The following is a 17532-nucleotide window of genomic DNA, read 5'->3' as shown; positions in this document are numbered from 1 at the left end:
GAGCTACAGGCATGACTACCCTCTCTCTCACCGTTTTTTCCCGGGCCGGCCTGCGCCTGTGCGGCCTGACCGTCGCCTGCGCCGCCGCGCTGGCGATGGCCGGCTGCAGCGGCGGAAGCGACAGCAACGCGCCCGCCGCCGCGGCCAACACGTCGACCAGCGGCACCGCCGCGACGCAAACCGCAATCGTCGCGGCGCCCGCGTCGGGCCCTTGCGCGGCGAGCGGCACGACGGTCATCCCGACGCCGGGGCTCAACACCCAGCTCGACTGCGCGCCCTGAACCGGGCCGCCGATCCGCCGGGACCGGACTGACAATGTCCGTTTCCGGCACGCAGCCCAACGAATCAACCGTATCAACCAGAGAGTCATCATGACCAGAATGGACCGCCGCAGTTTTCTGCGCTCGATGGCCGCGGGCATCTCGCTGAGTGCCTTGCCGCCGGTCATCCAGCGTGCCCTCGCGATTGCGCCGAACAACGCCACCGGCACGATCAACGACGTCGAGCACATCGTCATCTTCATGCAGGAAAACCGCTCGTTCGACCACTTCTTCGGGCTGCTGCCCGGCGTGCGCGGCTTCAGCGACCGCCTGACGATTCCAACGGTCAACGGCTCCGTCTGGAACCAGACCGGCGTCTCGGGCACGCGAATCCAGCCGTACTACCTGAACCCGAGCCTCGGCGACGGCGTGGTCACGGGCGGCGATCACGGCTGGGCCACCCAGCATTCGTGCTGGAACAACGGCGCCATGTACGCATGGCCGCAAGGCAAGGGCGCGAACCAGTCGATGGGCTACCTGAGCCAGAACGAACTGCCGTTCTACTGGGGGCTCGCAAACGCGTTCACCATTTGCGACCACTATCACTGCTCGGTGCACGGCCCGACCTTCCCGAACCGCCTGTTCCTGCAGACCGGCACCAACGGCGCGGTCGCCAACCAGCTGGTGTGCGACACGCAGACGTCGACCCTCGTGCTCGCCGCGCCGACCACCACCGACCTGACGTGGACGACCACGGCCGAACGCCTCGCCGCCGCCGGCGTGAGCTGGAAGGTGTACTGGTATCCGCCCGATCCGGCGGTGACCAACATGAATGCGGCATTCCACAACTTCCGCGTCTGCAACCAGCAGCTCAACACGGCCTACGGCACCAACGCGACGTATACGCCGGCCATGGACGCGGTCAATCCGCTCGCCCCCGGCATTGCCAATACGATGCCAGACGGCGGCTTTCTCGCGTCGCTCGCCAACGACGTCGCGAACGGCACGCTGCCGCAGGTCAGTTGGGTCCATGCGCCCGAAGCCTATTACGAGCACCCGGGCTCGTCGTCGCCGGGTCAGGGCGAATGGTATTCGCAGCAGCTGCTCGAGATCCTGACGTCCAACCCCGAGGTCTGGAGCAAGACCGTTCTCCTTATCAATTACGACGAGAACGACTGCTTCTTCGACCACATGCCGCCGCCGTGCGTGCCGTCTCCGAATGGCTCGGGCGGCTATTACGGCAAGTCCACGGTATCGACGGAATACGAGTACTTCACGATGTCGTCGGCCGCGGCCGATCCGAACTCGCCGAGCGGCGCCGTGATCGGCCCCGGCGTGCGCGTGCCGATGCTGGTGGTCTCGCCGTGGAGCGTGGGCGGCTACGTGAATTCGCAGGTGTTCGACCATACCTCGACGCTGCGCTTCATCGAGCAGCGCTTCGGCATCGAGGAAACCAATATCACGCCGTGGCGTCGCGCGGTCATGGGCGACATGACCTCCTGCTTCAACTTCCAGAATCCGGTCACGGTGGTGCCGACCCTGCCCGCGGCCCCCACCCAGGCCGCGGCCAACGCGCTCTATGCGAGCCAGGACGCAGCCGGCGCGGTGCCGGCCATCACCTACGGCAGCGCGGCCTTGCCGACCCAGCCGCAGATGCTGCGCCCGTCGAAGGCCCTGCCGTACCACCTCCATACGAGCGCGAACGTCGATGCGGCGAGCGGCTCGGTGTGGCTGATCTTCAGCAATACCGGCACGCAGGCGGCGGTCTTCCACGTCTACGACAAGCTGAACCTCAACAACCCGCCGCAGCGCTACACGGTGGAAGCCGGCAAGGAAATCTCGGACGCGTGGGCGGCCGTGAAGAACAACGCCGGCAACTACGATCTGTGGGTGTGCGGCCCGAACGGCTACAACCGCGAATTCACCGGCAACGTCAACGACATCGCGAGCGGCGCCAATCCCGAAGTACGCGTGTGCTACGACCACCAGAACGATGCCGTCTATCTGACGATCATGAACAGCGGCTCGGCGGCCATCACCGTGACTGTCGCGGCCAACGCCTACCGGACGGATGGCCCTTGGACCTATACGATCGACCCGGGCATGCAGGTCGAGCCGTACTGGACGCTGTCGGATCAATACAACTGGTACGACTTCACGGTCTCGGCGCCCACCGCCGCGAACGGATCGGGCAACACTAACTTCATGCGCCGCTTTGCGGGCCGCCTGGAAAACGGCCAGGACGGCGTCAGCGATCCGGCCATGGGGGTGGCCGTGTAAGCGGTAGTCGGCGGTTCATGCACGAAGAGAGCCCGGGAGCGCGGCATCGCGCCCCCGGGCTCTTGCATTTGCACAGCCGACATCCGCGTGCCGCCGCGCATCGGCCTCGTGGTGGGGCGCGACGTACGGCCGACGCGGGAGAGAATTCGCGCCATGGAAGCGGCCTTCGACAGCTTCGGCGTGAAGCGCGACCTGATCGTGCATCACGGAACGCTGTCGCCAGAACACGGCAAAGTGGCGCTCGATGACATGCTCTCGGCCAAACGTCCGCCGAGCGCCATCGTGCTCGGCGGCAACCAGTTGCTCGAAGGGGCGCTGGAGTCGGTTCATCGGCTCGGCTTGCAGCTCGGCACCGATCTGTCGCTCGTCAGCTGCGACGACGTTCCGCTGAGCCGGTTCCATCAGCCCGCCATCGCAACCGTGATGCGCGACGCTTCGCTGCTTGGCGCCAAAGCCGCGCAGATCCTGCTTGCGCACCTCGAAACGCCGGGCGAGCCCGAGACCGTGAATCTCCCGACCTGGTTCGAAGCGCGTCCGAGTTGCGGCCCCCATGACGCCCCCGCCCCGGTGCGAACGAAGTCGGCCAGAAAGTAGACAGCCCGTGTAATCCAGTCATCAGGAAAGGCCCAGCGCGGGCCGACCCGCTGCCAGTCGACTAATCGGCCTATGTCGTCCGGCGGAGGCGACTTGGCCACGCGCGTGGCGTAAAATACGCGCTTTCCCGAAAAAGTCTCCCCCAACATGACGCTCGCCTCCACCCAAGAGATCATCGCCGAACTGAAAGCCGGCCGGATGGTGATTCTCGTCGACGAAGAAGACCGCGAAAACGAGGGCGATCTCGTGCTCGCCGCCGAGTTTGTCACCCCGGAAGCGATCAATTTCATGGCCCGCTACGGCCGTGGCCTGATCTGCCTGACGCTGACCCAGGAGCGCTGCAAGCAGCTGAACCTGCCGCTCATGACGTATCGCAACGGCACGCAGTACGGCACCGCGTTCACGGTCAGCATCGAGGCGGCCGAAGGCGTGACCACCGGCATTTCGGCGGCCGACCGCGCCCGCACGATCGCCACCGCGGTCGCGCCGGAAGCGAAAGCCGAGCACATCGTGCAGCCGGGCCACGTGTTCCCGATCATGGCCCAGCCCGGCGGCGTGCTGGTGCGCGCCGGCCATACCGAAGCCGGCTGCGACCTCACGGCGCTCGCGGGTCTCGCGCCGGCGGCGGTGATCTGCGAAATCATCAAGGACGACGGCACGATGGCACGCCTGCCGGACCTGCTGGAATTCGCTAAAGAACACAACCTGAAGGTCGGCACGATTGCGGATCTGATCCACTACCGCAGCCGCACCGAATCGATCGTCGAGCGCATCTGCGAGCGCACCATGCAAACGGCGCACGGCGCGTTCCGCGCGGTCATGTATCTGGACCAGCCGAGCGGCCAGCCGCATCTCGCGCTCGTGCGCGGCACGCCGAGCCCCGAGCACGACACGCCGGTGCGCGTGCACGAGCCGCTGTCGGTGCTCGATCTGCTCGAAGTCGGCGAATCGACCCATTCGTGGACGCTCGACGCGGCCATGAAAGAGATCGCCGAGCGCGACCTCGGCGTGATCGTGCTGCTCAATTGCGGCGACTCGAAAGACCATCTGATCGACGTATTCAAGGCGTTCGACTCGAAGGAAAAAGCCGACGCGCTCAAGCGCCGGCCGGTCGATTTCAAGACCTACGGCGTCGGCGCGCAGATTCTGCGCGAACTCGGCGTCGGCAGGATGCAGGTGCTGTCGAATCCCCGCAAGCTCGGCAGCATGTCGGGTTACGGTCTCGAAGTCACGGGCTTCGTGCCGATGCCCGGCAGCAAAACGCAGGCCCCGCAAGGCTGATCGCGCCCTCCACGCGCCCACTCATCAACTACGGAATTCACATGGAAATCGGACAATACCAACCGAATCTCGACGGCGACGGACTGCGCATCGGCATCGTCCAGGCGCGCTTTAACGAACCCGTCTGCAACGGCCTCGCGGACTCCTGCATCGAAGAACTCGAACGCCTCGGCGTGACCGGCGAAGACGTGCTGCTCGTCACGGTGCCGGGTGCGCTGGAAATCCCGCTGGCGCTGCAAAAGCTCGCCGAAAGCGCGCAATTCGACGCGCTGATCGCGCTCGGCGCGGTGATTCGCGGCGAGACGTACCACTTCGAACTCGTCTCGAACGAGAGCGGCGCGGGCATCACGCGCATCGGCCTCGACTTCGGCATCCCCGTCGCGAACGCGGTGCTGACCACCGAGAACGACGAGCAGGCTGTCGCGCGCATGACCGAGAAGGGTCGCGACGCCGCTCGCGTGGCCGTGGAAATGGCCAATCTCGCGGTCGCGCTGGAACAGCTCGGCGGCGACGACGAGGAAGAAGACGAAGACGACGAGGAAGAGGCATGAGGAGCGCACGCCGACGCTCCCGCGAACTGGCCACGCAGGGGCTTTACCAGTGGCTGCTGTCGGGCTCGCCCGGCGGTGAGATCGACGCGCAGCTGCGCGGCGCGCAAGGTTACGACAAGGCCGACCACGAACATCTCGACGCGCTCCTGCATGGCGTGATGCGCGACTCCGAGACGCTCTCCGCCGCGATCGCTCCGTGCCTCGATCGCCCGATCGAACAGCTCTCGCCGGTCGAGCGCGCGGTGCTGCTGGTCGCCGCGTTCGAACTGAAGAATCATGTCGACATTCCGTACCGCGTGGTCATCAACGAAGCGGTCGAGCTGACCAAGACGTTCGGCGGCTCGGACGGCTACAAGTACGTGAACGGCGTGCTCGACAAGCTGTCGGCGCAACTGCGCGCCACCGAAACGCAGGCGGCTCGCAAGAGCTGAGCGCGGCGCACGCGGGGCCATGCCATGCAGCGGGCCCCTGCCGCGCCTCACTGCCCAGGGCGAAGAATCTCGATCGCCCGCCCGGACGCCGCTTCGCCCCTCGATGAGCGCATCATCGGCTGGGCGAAGCGGCGTTCTGCTTCTGTTTCTGTTCCTGAACCGGATCTGACCGTATGAACTCCGTGACCGAACCCCTCGTGCGGCTTGCCGCGCGCGTCGACGCCATCCAGCCTTTCTACGTGATGGAGCTGGCCAAGGAGGCCGCGCTGCTCGAACGCGCGGGGCGCGACATCATCCACATGGGCATCGGCGAGCCCGATTTCACCGCGCCCGAGCCGGTCATCGAGGCGGCCGCGAATGCGCTGCGCCGCGGCGTCACGCAGTACACGAGCGCGCTCGGCCTGCACGCGCTGCGCGAGGCGATCTCGGCGCATTACGCCGGGTTCTACGGCATCGACGTCGATCCGGCGCGCATCGTCGTCACGGCCGGCGCGTCCGCCGCGCTGCTGCTCGCGTGCGCGGCGCTCGTCGATCGCGACGACGAAGTGCTGATGCCGGACCCGTGCTATCCGTGCAACCGCCATTTCGTGATCGCCGCCGAAGGCAAGCCGGTGATGGTGCCGAGCGGGCCGGCCGCGCGCTTCCAGCTCACCGCCGCCGACGTCGAGCGCCTGTGGGGCGAACGCACGCGCGGCGTGCTGCTCGCTTCGCCGTCGAACCCGACCGGCACGTCGATCGAACCGGCCGAGCTGGAGCGCATCGTCAAGGCCGTACGCACGCGCGGCGGCTTTACGATCGTCGACGAGATCTACCAGGGCCTGAGCTATGACGCGCAGCCGGTGTCGGCGCTGTCGTTCGGCGAAGACGTCATCACCGTCAACAGTTTCTCGAAGTACTTCAACATGACCGGCTGGCGCCTCGGCTGGCTCGTCGTGCCGCCCGGGATGGTCGGCGCGTTCGAAAAACTCGCGCAGAACCTGTTCATCTGCGCGTCGGCGCTCGCGCAGCATGCGGCGCTCGCCTGCTTCGAGCCGCAAACGCTCGCGATCTACGAGGCGCGGCGTCTCGAATTCAAGCGGCGCCGCGACTTCATCGCGCCGGCGCTCGAATCGCTCGGCTTCTCGGTGCCGGTGATGCCCGACGGCGCGTTCTACGTCTACGCCGATTGCCGCGGCGTCGCGCATCCGGCCGCCGGCGACAGCGCCGCGCTCACGAAGGCAATGCTGCACGATGCCGGCGTCGTGCTGGTACCGGGTATGGATTTCGGCACGCATGCGCCGAGGGAGTCCATCCGGCTGTCGTATGCGACCGCTTATCCGAAGCTCGAAGAAGCGGTCGAGCGGCTCGCGAAGCTGTTCGGGCGGTCCTGAGTTCGGGCTCCGGGTTAGCGTCACACGACCACGACCCGGTTCGACTGGATGCCCAGACGCAAAAAAGGACACCTCACGGGTGTCCTTTTTTTGTGTCAGCCGGAGCTTGCCGGCCAACCGAAGCACGAGTCTCGACAGCGCCGAACTCAAGCCCCCATTTCAGACGCCGACGCCACATGGCGCGTCGCATCGTCCTGTTCGGCCGGTTGCGTGTGCACGGCCGGCGTCGTCGGCGTCAGCGCGTGACCGGTTTGCAGCGTCACCTGCACGCGCTTGCCGCTGCCGCCGTTGGCGCCGGCGGCAGCCGCCGCCGGATTGGCCGAAGCGGTCAGGACCGGCGCCTGCGGCGCATTGATCGGCACCTTGCGGCCGCGGGCGACGTCGCGCAGACGGCCGCGCTCGGCCATCACCTTGGCGCCGTAGCCGCCATCGTCCTGGCTGGTCGAGCCGACGTAAAGGCGCAGGCCGCCCGCCAGCGAACCGCCGCGCGCGATGCAATCCTTCAGCACCAGCGCGCCGACCTTGATGTTCGCGAGCGGTTCGAGCGCCGCGCCCTCGCCGCCGAAGTACTGGAATTTGTCCGAATGCACCTTGGACATCACCTGCATCAGGCCTTGGGCGCCGACGCCGCTTTCGGCGTACGGGTTGAAGCCCGATTCGATCGCCATCACCGAGAGCAGCAGCAGCGGATCGAGGCCCACTTCGCGGCCGGTGTCGAACGCGGCTTTCACGAGCTCGCTGACGGGCTCCTGAGCGACGCGATAACGCCGCGCCAGATACGACGCGACCAGATCCTGCTCGCGGCCCGAAACGAGCACGCGGTCGTCGCGCGCGTCGGCGGACACGCGTTGCGAGGGAATCAGGCGGGCCAGTGCGCTGACGCTTTGCATCGTGCGCGGGTCGAGCCCGTTCAGCGTCGCGACGCCCATGCTGTTGGAGCTGGGACCGTCGAAAGCACTGTCGAAGCTTGTATTGCTGGCGGTCAGCGTCGTGCTGCCGTCGTTCGCGGCGTCGCCATTGCCCGGCGAGTTGGCCGACAGCGTCTCGTCGGCGGACGCGCCGGCAGTTGCCGGCGAGCCGATCGACGGCAGCGGATTGCCCTGCAGCAGGCGCGCGGGGCCTGCCTGGACGGCAGCGGAAATAACCGGCATCAGCCGCGCGGCGAGCACGCCGCGCCAGGTCGGCATCAGCCACAGTGCGAGAGCCAGCACCACGGCAAGGCCGCCGACAATGCTGAACAGGTGATGACTCAGTCGCGTCCCGCGACGCAGCGCACCACGTACAACCTGTGCAATGCGCTCATCGGGACGCCACGATAACCAGGCGTTCATTCAGATCTCCCATCTTGCATGATCCGCGAACGCCGCCGGAGGGAACAGGCGGTGCTACGTGTTCGCAGAGTCAGGACATCGCGTGCACTGTCTGGTTGGGCAGCAGCGACGTCGGGAAAACGGCAAATACCGTTGGTGGGGAGCCATCTCAAAAAAAGCCTGCATGCAGGCCAGGCTCCCACGCGAAAAACCAGCGTTCATCGACGCTGGCGAGGACTTCATAAGGCCGTTCGTACCCTGCGGGGAGCGGAAACGGTGACGCGTTGCGTCTCAAGGAACCGGGGGCAGCGGTAAAAAGGTTAATGCCCCTCAACCAATGTGGACGGATTCTATGCACGGTTTTATAGATCGTCAACACTATAGAATTCAAAAATTATAACTATTTGTAATTATGAACCGCCCTGAGAGGGCTGGGAACCGCGTGGAATACGCGTTTTGGGATATCTCACCCTGGCCGTTTCGGCCAGGCCATCTGGCTGATCTACGTGCGCCGGCCAACGCAGGTAAAATCGACAATCGCTTTGGCCGGGGCAACCCGGCACGCCGCCGGTTTTTACCGCCGGCTGCCGCCCCCTGTGCCGTTATTTACCTTGCATACTTGCCGCTCGCGCGGCCCCTGAACCGTCACAGATGAAATACAAAGACCTGCGCGATTTCATCGGCCGCCTCGAAACGATCGGTGAACTGCGCCGAATCTCGCAAAAGGTGTCGCCGAACCTCGAAATGACCGAACTGTGCGACCGCGTGCTGCGCGCCGGCGGCCCCGCCCTGCTGTTCGAGAACACCGAACGGCATGCGTTTCCGGTGCTCGGCAATCTGTTCGGCACGCCGCGCCGCGTCGCGCTCGGCATGGGAATCGATGCGCAGTCCGGCGACGGCGACACCGCGGCGCTCGAGTCGCTGCGCGATGTCGGCCGTCTGCTGTCCGCGCTGAAGGAGCCGGAGCCGCCCAAGGGGCTCAAGGATGCGGGCAAGCTGCTCTCGCTCGCGAAGGCCGTGTGGGACATGGCGCCGAAAACGGTCAGCGCGCCGCCCTGCCAGGAGATCGTCTGGGAAGGCCACGACGTCGATCTCGCCCGCCTGCCGATCCAGACCTGCTGGCCCGGCGACGCCGGCCCGCTGATTACGTGGGGTCTGACCGTCACGAAAGGCCCGAACAAGAGCCGACAAAACTTAGGCATCTATCGCCAGCAGCTGATCGGCCGTAACAAAGTCATCATGCGCTGGCTCGCGCATCGCGGCGGCGCACTCGATTTTCGCGAGTTCGCGCTGCGCAATCCGGGCCAGCCATATCCGGTGGCCGTGGTGCTCGGCGCGGACCCCGCGACGGTGCTCGGCGCGGTCACGCCGGTGCCGGACACGCTGTCCGAATACCAGTTCGCCGGGCTATTGCGCGGCGGACGCACCGAACTCGCGCAGTGCCTCACGCCCGGCGTCGATGGTTTGCAGGTCCCCGCGCGCGCCGAGATCGTGCTCGAAGGCTTCATCTATCCGCAGGAGGGCACGCCCTCGCCCGCTCCGGCAGGCGCGCCGCCGCGTCCGTCGAAGGGTGCCTCGGCCATGTACGAACATGCGCTCGAAGGCCCGTATGGCGACCACACCGGCTATTACAACGAGCAGGAGTGGTTTCCGGTCTTCACGGTCGAGCGCATCACGATGCGCCGCGACGCGATCTATCACTCGACCTACACCGGCAAACCACCGGATGAACCGGCGGTGCTCGGCGTCGCGCTGAACGAGGTGTTCGTGCCGCTGCTGCAAAAGCAGTTCACCGAAATCACCGACTTCTATCTGCCGCCCGAGGGCTGCAGCTACCGCATGGCGATCGTGCAGATGAAGAAGAGCTATCCGGGCCACGCGAAGCGCGTGATGTTCGGTGTGTGGAGCTTCCTGCGACAGTTCATGTATACGAAGTTCATCGTGGTCGTCGACGAAGACGTCAATATCCGCGACTGGAAGGAAGTGATCTGGGCAATCACGACGCGTGTCGACCCGACGCGCGATACGGTGCTCGTCGATCGCACGCCGATCGACTACCTCGATTTCGCGTCGCCGGTGGCGGGGCTCGGCTCGAAGATGGGGCTCGACGCGACCAACAAATGGCCTGGCGAAACCGACCGCGAATGGGGCCGCCCGATCGTCATGAACGACGCGGTCAAACAGCGCATCGACAACCTGTGGAGCGAGTTGGGCCTCTGAGCCGAGCCACTCTGGGTTGGGCCTCCGGGCCGCGCCTCGCACAACAAACAACGGAATGGATGGAGCGGTCGCCCGGATGCACGCCTTCTCAATGATGTCGGACGGATTTTTTCTGTCGCTGTCGCTGTGTCTCGACATCGGTCTCGTCAACGTCGCGATCATTTCGCTGACGCTGTCGCACGGTTTCCGGCCGGGCTTCTGGCTCGGCCTCGGCTCCTGCGTCGGCGACCTCATTTACGCGGCGCTCGCGCTCGCCGGCATGGCCGCGCTGCTGCAATTCGAGTCGGTGCGCTGGGTCGTGTGGATCGGCGGCGCGGCGATCCTGCTGTTTCTCACGTGGAAGATGGCGCGTGAAGCCATGTTTCCGGCCACCGCCCCCGCCGTCGCCGGCGAAGGCGACGCCCGTGCGCCGCATCTGTCGGCGTGGCGCGGTTTTCTGCGCGGCGTGCTGCTCGCGGTATCGTCGCCGTCGGCGATCCTGTGGTTCGCCGCGGTCGGCGGCGCGCTGATCGCAAAGGCCGGCGCAACGAGCCCGCAGACCGCATTCGTCTTTCTTGCCGGCTTCTTTCTCGGCGGGCTGTGCTGGACGCTCTTTATCTGCGGGCTCGGCAGCCACGGGCGCAAGCGCGCCGGCGCGGGCTTGCTGCGCGCGTGCCATGTGTTGTCGGCGCTGCTGTTCGCGTATTTCTCGTACAACGTGATCGTCAACGGATATCACGATCTGATCGTGCAAGGCGCCGCGCACGTGGCAAGCTGAAGCGTCCCTCAGGCAGATAAAAAAACGGCTCGCGAGGCCGGTTCGGCTTGCGCGCCGTTTCAGGTTTCACCGCGCCCTGGCGCGGCGCTTATGCGAGATAGCCTACGCGAGATACTGCGCGAGCTTCGGCAGATCGACATTGCCGCCGCTCACCACCACGCCGACGCGCTTGCCCTTCACCGGCACGATGCCGTTCATGACCGCCGCCGCCGCGAGGCAACCGGTCGGCTCGACGACGATCTTCATGCGCTGCGCGAAAAAGCGCATCGTCTCGATCAGCTGCGCGTCGCTGACCGTTTCGATCCGCGCGACGAGCTTGCGGATGATCGCGAACGTGTAATCGCCGAGATGCGTGGAGGCGGCGCCGTCGGCAATCGTGCGCGGCGTGTCGATATGCACGATCTCGCCGCGCGCGAGCGATTGCTGGCCGTCATTACCGGCTTCCGGCTCCACGCCGATCACCGTGCAGGCCGGGCTCAGCGCCGCCGCCGACAAGGCGCTGCCGCCGATCAGCCCGCCGCCGCCAAGACACACGAACAGCATGTCGAGCGGCCCGGTCTCGTCGATCAGCTCTTTCACCGCCGTGCCCTGCCCAGCGATCACGTGCGGATGATCGTACGGCGGAATCAGCGTCATGCCGCGTTCTTCGGCGAGCCGCCGGCTGATCTCCTCGCGGTTTTCCTTGTAGCGGTCATAGGTGATCACTTCGCCGCCGTAGCCCTTCGTCGCGGCGACCTTGGCCTCGGGCGCATCGTGCGGCATCACGATCGTCGCGCGGATGCCCGCGAGGCGCGCCGACAGCGCGATGGCCTGCGCGTGATTGCCCGACGAAAATGTCAATACGCCCGCCTTGCGCTGCTCCGCGTCGAAATGAGAGATCGCGTTATAGGCGCCGCGAAACTTGAACGCGCCCATACGCTGGAAGTTTTCGCACTTGAAGAACACGGACGCGCCCGTGAGCTCGTCGAACGTGCTCGACGTCAGAACAGGGGTACGGTGCGCGACGCCTTCGAGACGCGCGGCGGCGTCGAGGACATCATCGAAAGTGGGAGCGGGAAGCGCTTGCATCGGCGAGATTCTCCAGAGCGGTGGCGAAACAGCCATTTTCCCAGCTTCGTCGATGCTTTGGAACGGTGCTCCGCCGACGCGAGCGCCAGAGCAGGCGCGAAAGCGCAAGCCAACGCGGCAATAAAACGGCGCAACCCGGCCCGAGGCCGGCGTTACGCCGTCGATATCCTGACTGCCTCGTGCGATTAGCGGCGATAGTAGCCGTGACCGTAGTAACCACGGTAGTAGCCGTGACGATAGTACGGGCGGCCGTACCCGTAGTAGCCGCCCACGACCACCGGCGGCGGGGCGACGACGACCGGCGCATACACCGGCGGGGGCGGCGGCGCGTAATAGACCGGCGGGGGAGCCGCATACACGGGATACGCCGGCGCGATCGGCACCCCAATGCCGATACCGACGGAAACGTGCGCTTCGGCGGCCCCGGCAAGTCCCAGGCCGAGTGCGGCTGCAACGACAAACGGAACGATCTTTTTCACTTTTCTTCTCCTAGCGCGGCCTGCCAAGGTCGCCGACTGCGCATGCCTCGCATGCTTTAAAACCAATGTATCGAAAAAGCCCCAGTCTATCTGTTCGCATTTGTTGCAAATTGCAATTGGCGGCGCGAACGGTGCTGACGACACCCGCAAACGCACGCGCGAAGGCCCTCGCGAGACGGACAAAACAGGCTAAAAATCAAGAAGTTGGACGGGGCCAGGCGGCTGCGCCCCGGATAGGCGGCCGCGGCGGCAATCCTGAATTCACGTTTCAGTAATCTTTGATTACAAATTCGCTTCAATCCTGACAGCGGAAAAAATTGCCCATAAAAAATGCCCGGCCGATCCATCAGGCGGGCATTTTCTCACCTGCGCGGGTCGCGCGCCTAGCCGACCTTCACGTACACGAATTCGCGGGACACGTTCGGCGGAACGTAGGCGCCGCTGATCCGCACGCGCGGCGTCAGGCGCTTTTTCTGATCCCACCAGCGACGGCGTTGCGCGCGCGTCAGGAACCGCAAGTGTTTTCGGTAAGCAAAAATATTCATTCCGACTCTCCCGAATCTGACTGCAAACAAAGTACGAAAGAAGTACGAAACAGCAACGGCCAAACCGGCTCGTGAACCGCTCATCCGGCTCCTCGACGCGAGGAGCCCACTCGAGCCCCATTCTGAGCAGTTTTCGGACCTGCGAGCGCGGCGCCGCCCGATGAAGGGCCGCGCCCGCCATATGGCGCGCCAACTGAGCCGCCGAAACGCGAAGGGGCCGGATCGCGCCCCGGCTGGCGGATCGGCGATACTGCTGTTTTCCCGTTCAAACGATCCGTCAGGAGCACGCGACCATGTCCCAGTCTTCCTTGCCGCGCATCGGCTTCATCGGCGCGGGGCGGCTCGCGCGCTGCCTCGCGCTGAGCTTTTCACGCGCCGGCTACCCGGTTAGCGCAGTGGCGAGCCGCTCGGCCGATTCCGCGCGCCGGCTCGCCGCGCAGATCGAGCATTGCGCGGCATCCGACGATCCGCAGCAGGTCGTCGACGCCGCCGATATCGTTTTTTTAGCCGTTCCCGATGACAGCATCGGTACGACAGCGCACACACTCCGCTTCGCCGCCGCCCCCGACGCCGCGAGCCGCCACGGCAAGGCGCTCGTGCATTGCAGCGGCGCGTCGCCGGTGGAACTGCTCGCGCCGGCACGCGACCAGGGCGCGGCGATCGGCGGCTTTCACCCACTCTACCTGTTCGGCGGCGAGCCCGCCGACCTCGACCGGATCGCGGGCTGCTCGGTGACGATCGAGGCCGACGGCACGCTCAAGGACACGCTGACCGCCCTCGCCGTCGCGTTGCGCTGCCATCCGCTGTCGATTCCGCCAGGCAGCCGCATGCTCTATCACGGCGCGGCGCACTATGCGGCGAGCTTCGCGCTATGCAGCCTCGCCGAATGCGTCGCGCTGTGGCGCACGCTCGGTTTCGCCGAAGACGACGCGCTGCGCGCGCTGCTGCCGATGCTCGCCGGCACGATCGAGACCGCGCGCGACAAGGGTTTGCCCAACGCGCTCGCGGGCCCGGTATCGCGCGGCGACACCGGCGTCGTGCAGAAACAGCTCGCGCTGTTCGAAGGGCTCGGCGGCGACCACGCCGCGCTTTACGGCCTGCTGACGCGTCGCGCGGTCGCCCTCGCGCAACGCCGCACGAGCCCGCCCGCCACGATTGAAGCGATCTCCGAAGCTGTGGAAGAATCGCTGAGCCGCTCGCTAAATCGGGCCGCGGCAGGTGCAAGCGTCAAGTAAGCCGTGATAATGTGACGGCCGGCAGGCACGGCGCGAAGCAGCGGCGCACGGGTGCCGCGCTTCGGGATCAACAGACGAGAACGCACAATGATCAAGGTCAGCATCCTCTACCCGTATCGGGAAAACGGCCGCTTCGACATGGACTATTACTGCGCCACGCACATGCCGCTCGCGGCGAAGCTGTTCGGGGCGGCGCTCAAAGGCTGGTCGGTCGACGCGGGCCTCAACGCCGGGCCGCCCGGAACGCCGCCGCCGTACGTGGCGGCCGGTCACTTCCTGTTCGACAGCGCGGAGGACTTCTATAACGTATTCAAGCCCGCGTCCGAGCCGTTGCTGGCGGACATCCCCAACTACACCGACGGCGGCAACGGCACGATCCTGATCAGCGAGGTGCGGGTTTCCGTGTGATGTCGCGCAGACAGCGGGGAAGCGGCGGCGCGCAATGAGGCCGCCTCCGCGTGACGCAGGGCAACATCGCGCGACGCACCACATGCCCGGCTCGCGCGGCCATTCGCAACAAACGCTGTACGACGCGCCGTTTCGCAAGAAAGACGCGTGCAATTCCAGATCAACCGCCGGCGCGCTCCGATCGGGCGACGCCGGTAGCCCGCGGCCGGTCGGCGGCCGTCATCAGAAGCATAAGGACACAAGATGTTTGGCGATATCGCCCGTTTTCTGCTCAATACCGTCTTCACGCTATTCGGCGCGGCGCTGCTGCTGCGCGCGTGGTTGCAGGTCGTGCGCCTGCCGCCCTACAACCCGGTGTCGAACGCCGTGATGCAAGCCACCAACTGGATCGTGCTGCCGCTGCGGCACATTCTGCCGAGCACGCGCAACATCGACTGGGCAAGCGTCGTGGCGACGCTGATCGCGGCGATCCTCTACGTCGTGCTGATGGTCGTTCTGACCGGCGCGGACCCGCGCGCGCTCGTGCCGACGCTGCTGATCGTCGCCGTGCTGACCGCGATCAAATGGGCGCTGAATCTGATCATCTGGATGACGATCCTGATGGCGCTGCTGTCGTGGCTCAATCCGCGTTCGCCCGCGATGCCGATCCTGTATCAGCTGACCGCGCCGTTTCTGAATCCGCTGCGCCGCGTGCTGCCGCAACTCGGCGGCATCGATCTGTCGCCGATCCTGCTGTTCGTGATCGTGCAGGTACTGCAGATGGTGGTCACGCGGGCGGCGGTGCAACTGACCTATTTCGTGATCTGAGCTCGCTGCCGCAGATAAAGGTTGTTGAGAACCAGCGCCGACGCCGTCAGTGCCGCGCCCAACACCTGTGCTTTGTTCGGCACGACGCCCGCGAGTGCCGACACCACGAAGGTGGTCACCGGCACCACGTCCATGAACAGCACGCCGTTCATCGGCCCGAGGGTTCGGTTGCCGGAGATCCAGCACAGGATTGCCACAAAGCCCGCAATCGGCCCCATGTAAATCAGATGCGGCGTGACCGCCCGTAGTGCCGCGAACGTGGGCGCGCTGACGACGCGCGTCACGACGAGCAGCACGTTGACGCCGACGATCGTGCTCAGGCCGAGCCACGTCGTGATCGTCGTGTACTTGAGCGCCGACCAGCGGGTGAAGTACGCGGAACCGAAGGTGTAGATCACCCAGCAAAGCGCACCCAGCACGATCAGACCGCTTGCCGCGTAGTGCTGCGGCTCGAGCAACGCCGCCCTCAGGTCGCCGCGCGTGATGACCAGTGCGACACCGGTGAACGAGATAACGACACAGACCAGTGACGGCAGCGGGGGCGCGGACCTGCGCACCAGCGCATTGACGAGCAAACCCATCATGGGCTGCGTCGCCATCATGATCGACGCGTTGAGGGCGCCCTGCTCACCGCTGAGTTGCTGCCCGAGAAAGACAAACGAACCAAAGCCGCAAAAGCCGACCGACCCGAGCAGCCAGGCAATCGGCAACGACTCGCCGTCCGCACGAAACGCAACCGGGCCCTCGCGGTACAACAGCAGTAACGCGAGGGCCACGCCTGCGATCAGGTAGCGGAGCGAAGTAAACGTAAAAGGGTCGATGCGACGCAGTGCATCGGTCATGACGGGAAACATCACGCCAATCAGAATGGTCGCGACGAGGCACGCGGCCACGCCTTTCCAGTATCGTGCAGAAGGCGCAGCGGAAGCCGAAGCAGTCGACGTATTCATGAATGATCGTTCTCAAAATAGACAGAGACTTCGGCGGCAACCGTTTGCGCGGTAGGCCACCGGCTAGCTAACGTACCTGGGAATGCTTTACGTCAATGCGCGCAATGCCATATCCACGATCGAGGCGAGCGCGACCTCGTTCATGTCGACTTTGCCGAGCACGCGTATTCCTTGCACGATGCAAAGTAGAAAGCGGCCGACTTCCTCGGCGTCGAGATGCCGGTCAAATTGACCTGCCTGCTGGCCTCGCGCTATCGCGAGACTGAACTGTGTGGCGATGCGCTGCAACGTCGCTTCGATATGCGGACGCAGAACGTGGTCGCCCGGCAGAAGTTCGATTACGGCGTTGGTAATGAAGCAGCCGTGCCGCTCTGAGAGATTCGCGCTCACCCGGGTGTAATGCAGGAGCGCTTCGCGAAGTGCCTCGCGTGGCGGCATGTCCGCAGCCAACTTTTCCTTCAGTCGCGCAACCGCGCCGTCCGCATAACGATCGAATGCCGCGACCAGCAAGCCATGCTTGTCGCCGAACGTTCTATACAGGCTGCCTCGAAAAACGCCGGTCGCCTCGCACAGCACGTCGACAGGAGTCGCGTGATAGCCCTGCTCCCAGAATACGCGCGCCGCCGCGTCGACCGCGTGGTCGACGTCGAATTCTCGTGGCCGTCCGCGTTCGGCGGCACGGTGAGGACGATGAGTATCAGATCGATTCATGCAAACGATAATAGGACTATTCAGTCTCAAAATCAACGTCCAAAAAATTTCCTGCATTGCTTCAGTCAATTCGCGAATCGGGTCGATGGTCAGTGACGTGAAATCGTTGTAGTGTTGAATCCCGTCCAGGCGCGGACGATCGCGGCAACGCTATTCATTCAGTCGCAACGGTCTGCACGAAATTAAAAATTCATCACGGCGCAATCCGATCGTAAGCAATGACGCGCGACGTCATCGAGGCCAAAGCAGTGCCTGAGCAATACGCCGTATCGAAC

At 65.3% G+C, this 17532-nt stretch carries 18 protein-coding genes; 12 read left to right on the top strand and 6 right to left on the bottom strand.

The features are described from left to right. Positions 1 to 11 precede the first annotated feature (11 nt). The 7 genes from G3N58_RS17290 (at position 12) to G3N58_RS17260 (ending at position 6767) form a co-directional block, all read left to right on the top strand. Positions 12 to 281 (top strand): hypothetical protein, encoded by a 270-nt coding sequence (locus tag G3N58_RS17290; protein WP_240159170.1) that lies wholly within the window; start codon positions 12 to 14, stop codon positions 279 to 281. Between the two features lie 90 nt (positions 282 to 371). Next, on the top strand, positions 372 to 2540 hold the full coding sequence (locus tag G3N58_RS17285; RefSeq protein ID WP_205999717.1) for a phospholipase C, phosphocholine-specific: 2169 nt from the start codon (positions 372 to 374) through the stop codon (positions 2538 to 2540). Between the two features lie 87 nt (positions 2541 to 2627). Beyond that, a complete protein-coding gene (locus G3N58_RS17280; RefSeq protein WP_205999716.1) occupies positions 2628 to 3134 on the top strand; it encodes a substrate-binding domain-containing protein in 507 nt (168 codons plus the stop codon). Positions 3135 to 3281: 147 nt separating this feature from the next. Then, positions 3282 to 4415 carry a bifunctional 3,4-dihydroxy-2-butanone-4-phosphate synthase/GTP cyclohydrolase II gene (gene ribBA, locus G3N58_RS17275; RefSeq protein ID WP_167046472.1) on the top strand — a complete coding sequence of 378 codons (1134 nt, stop codon included), beginning with the start codon at positions 3282 to 3284 and terminating at the stop codon, positions 4413 to 4415. Between the two features lie 41 nt (positions 4416 to 4456). Then, complete coding sequence (ribH, locus tag G3N58_RS17270; RefSeq protein WP_167046470.1) at positions 4457 to 4966, top strand: 6,7-dimethyl-8-ribityllumazine synthase; 510 nt, start codon at positions 4457 to 4459, stop codon at positions 4964 to 4966. Beyond that, positions 4963 to 5397, top strand: coding sequence for a transcription antitermination factor NusB (gene nusB / locus G3N58_RS17265; protein WP_205999715.1), 435 nt, complete (start codon positions 4963 to 4965; stop codon positions 5395 to 5397). The genes ribH and nusB overlap by 4 nt, the downstream gene beginning before the upstream one ends. A gap of 173 nt (positions 5398 to 5570) precedes the next feature. Further along, positions 5571 to 6767, top strand: coding sequence for a pyridoxal phosphate-dependent aminotransferase (locus G3N58_RS17260; RefSeq protein ID WP_205999714.1), 1197 nt, complete (start codon positions 5571 to 5573; stop codon positions 6765 to 6767). Between the two features lie 146 nt (positions 6768 to 6913). Here G3N58_RS17260 and G3N58_RS17255 read toward each other — a convergent pair whose 3' ends face one another. Beyond that, the gene (locus tag G3N58_RS17255; protein WP_205999713.1) at positions 6914 to 8098 is read right to left on the bottom strand and encodes a lytic transglycosylase domain-containing protein; all 1185 of its coding nucleotides are present in this window, start codon (positions 8096 to 8098) and stop codon (positions 6914 to 6916) included. A 630-nt stretch (positions 8099 to 8728) separates the two neighbouring features. On the opposite strand from G3N58_RS17255, the gene G3N58_RS17250 reads away from it, so the two are divergent. Both G3N58_RS17250 and G3N58_RS17245 read left to right on the top strand, forming a co-directional pair. Next, on the top strand, positions 8729 to 10297 hold the full coding sequence (locus G3N58_RS17250) for a UbiD family decarboxylase (protein WP_167046459.1): 1569 nt from the start codon (positions 8729 to 8731) through the stop codon (positions 10295 to 10297). 76 nt (positions 10298 to 10373) lie between these two features. Then, positions 10374 to 11054, top strand: coding sequence for a LysE family transporter (locus tag G3N58_RS17245; RefSeq protein ID WP_167046457.1), 681 nt, complete (start codon positions 10374 to 10376; stop codon positions 11052 to 11054). Positions 11055 to 11156: 102 nt separating this feature from the next. On the opposite strand, the gene G3N58_RS17240 is transcribed toward G3N58_RS17245, so the two are convergent. The 3 genes from G3N58_RS17240 to G3N58_RS17230 form a co-directional block, all read right to left on the bottom strand. Then, positions 11157 to 12122, bottom strand: a complete 966-nt coding sequence (locus tag G3N58_RS17240; RefSeq protein WP_167281601.1) for a threo-3-hydroxy-L-aspartate ammonia-lyase — start codon at positions 12120 to 12122, stop codon at positions 11157 to 11159. A gap of 185 nt (positions 12123 to 12307) precedes the next feature. After that, positions 12308 to 12601 carry a hypothetical protein gene (locus G3N58_RS17235; RefSeq protein ID WP_167046451.1) on the bottom strand — a complete coding sequence of 98 codons (294 nt, stop codon included), beginning with the start codon at positions 12599 to 12601 and terminating at the stop codon, positions 12308 to 12310. A gap of 383 nt (positions 12602 to 12984) precedes the next feature. Then, positions 12985 to 13146, bottom strand: a complete 162-nt coding sequence (locus G3N58_RS17230; RefSeq protein ID WP_167046448.1) for a hypothetical protein — start codon at positions 13144 to 13146, stop codon at positions 12985 to 12987. Positions 13147 to 13439: 293 nt separating this feature from the next. On the opposite strand from G3N58_RS17230, the gene G3N58_RS17225 reads away from it, so the two are divergent. The 3 genes from G3N58_RS17225 (at position 13440) to G3N58_RS17215 (ending at position 15596) form a co-directional block, all read left to right on the top strand. Continuing rightward, positions 13440 to 14381: a DUF2520 domain-containing protein gene (locus G3N58_RS17225; RefSeq protein WP_205988428.1), complete on the top strand. Its 942-nt coding sequence runs from the start codon at positions 13440 to 13442 to the stop codon at positions 14379 to 14381. A gap of 87 nt (positions 14382 to 14468) precedes the next feature. Continuing rightward, positions 14469 to 14789, top strand: a complete 321-nt coding sequence (locus tag G3N58_RS17220; RefSeq protein ID WP_167046442.1) for an EthD family reductase — start codon at positions 14469 to 14471, stop codon at positions 14787 to 14789. A gap of 243 nt (positions 14790 to 15032) precedes the next feature. After that, on the top strand, positions 15033 to 15596 hold the full coding sequence (locus G3N58_RS17215) for a YggT family protein (protein WP_167046439.1): 564 nt from the start codon (positions 15033 to 15035) through the stop codon (positions 15594 to 15596). Here G3N58_RS17215 and G3N58_RS17210 read toward each other — a convergent pair. Both G3N58_RS17210 and G3N58_RS17205 read right to left on the bottom strand, forming a co-directional pair. Next, on the bottom strand, positions 15581 to 16546 hold the full coding sequence (locus G3N58_RS17210; protein ID WP_167046436.1) for a DMT family transporter: 966 nt from the start codon (positions 16544 to 16546) through the stop codon (positions 15581 to 15583). The two genes, G3N58_RS17215 and G3N58_RS17210, sit on opposite strands and share 16 nt — an antisense overlap. 87 nt (positions 16547 to 16633) lie before the next feature. Then, entirely contained in the window at positions 16634 to 17257 is a 624-nt protein-coding gene (locus G3N58_RS17205; RefSeq protein ID WP_167281605.1) for a TetR/AcrR family transcriptional regulator, read from the bottom strand. Between the last annotated feature and the right edge of the window lie 275 nt (positions 17258 to 17532).

It is taken from the genome of Paraburkholderia sp. Ac-20342, from assembly GCF_017104985.1.
In the GTDB taxonomy this organism is placed as follows: domain Bacteria; phylum Pseudomonadota; class Gammaproteobacteria; order Burkholderiales; family Burkholderiaceae; genus Paraburkholderia.
Note: the sequence above shows the minus strand (reverse complement) of the source record. Positions and strands in the feature narration are given on the sequence as shown.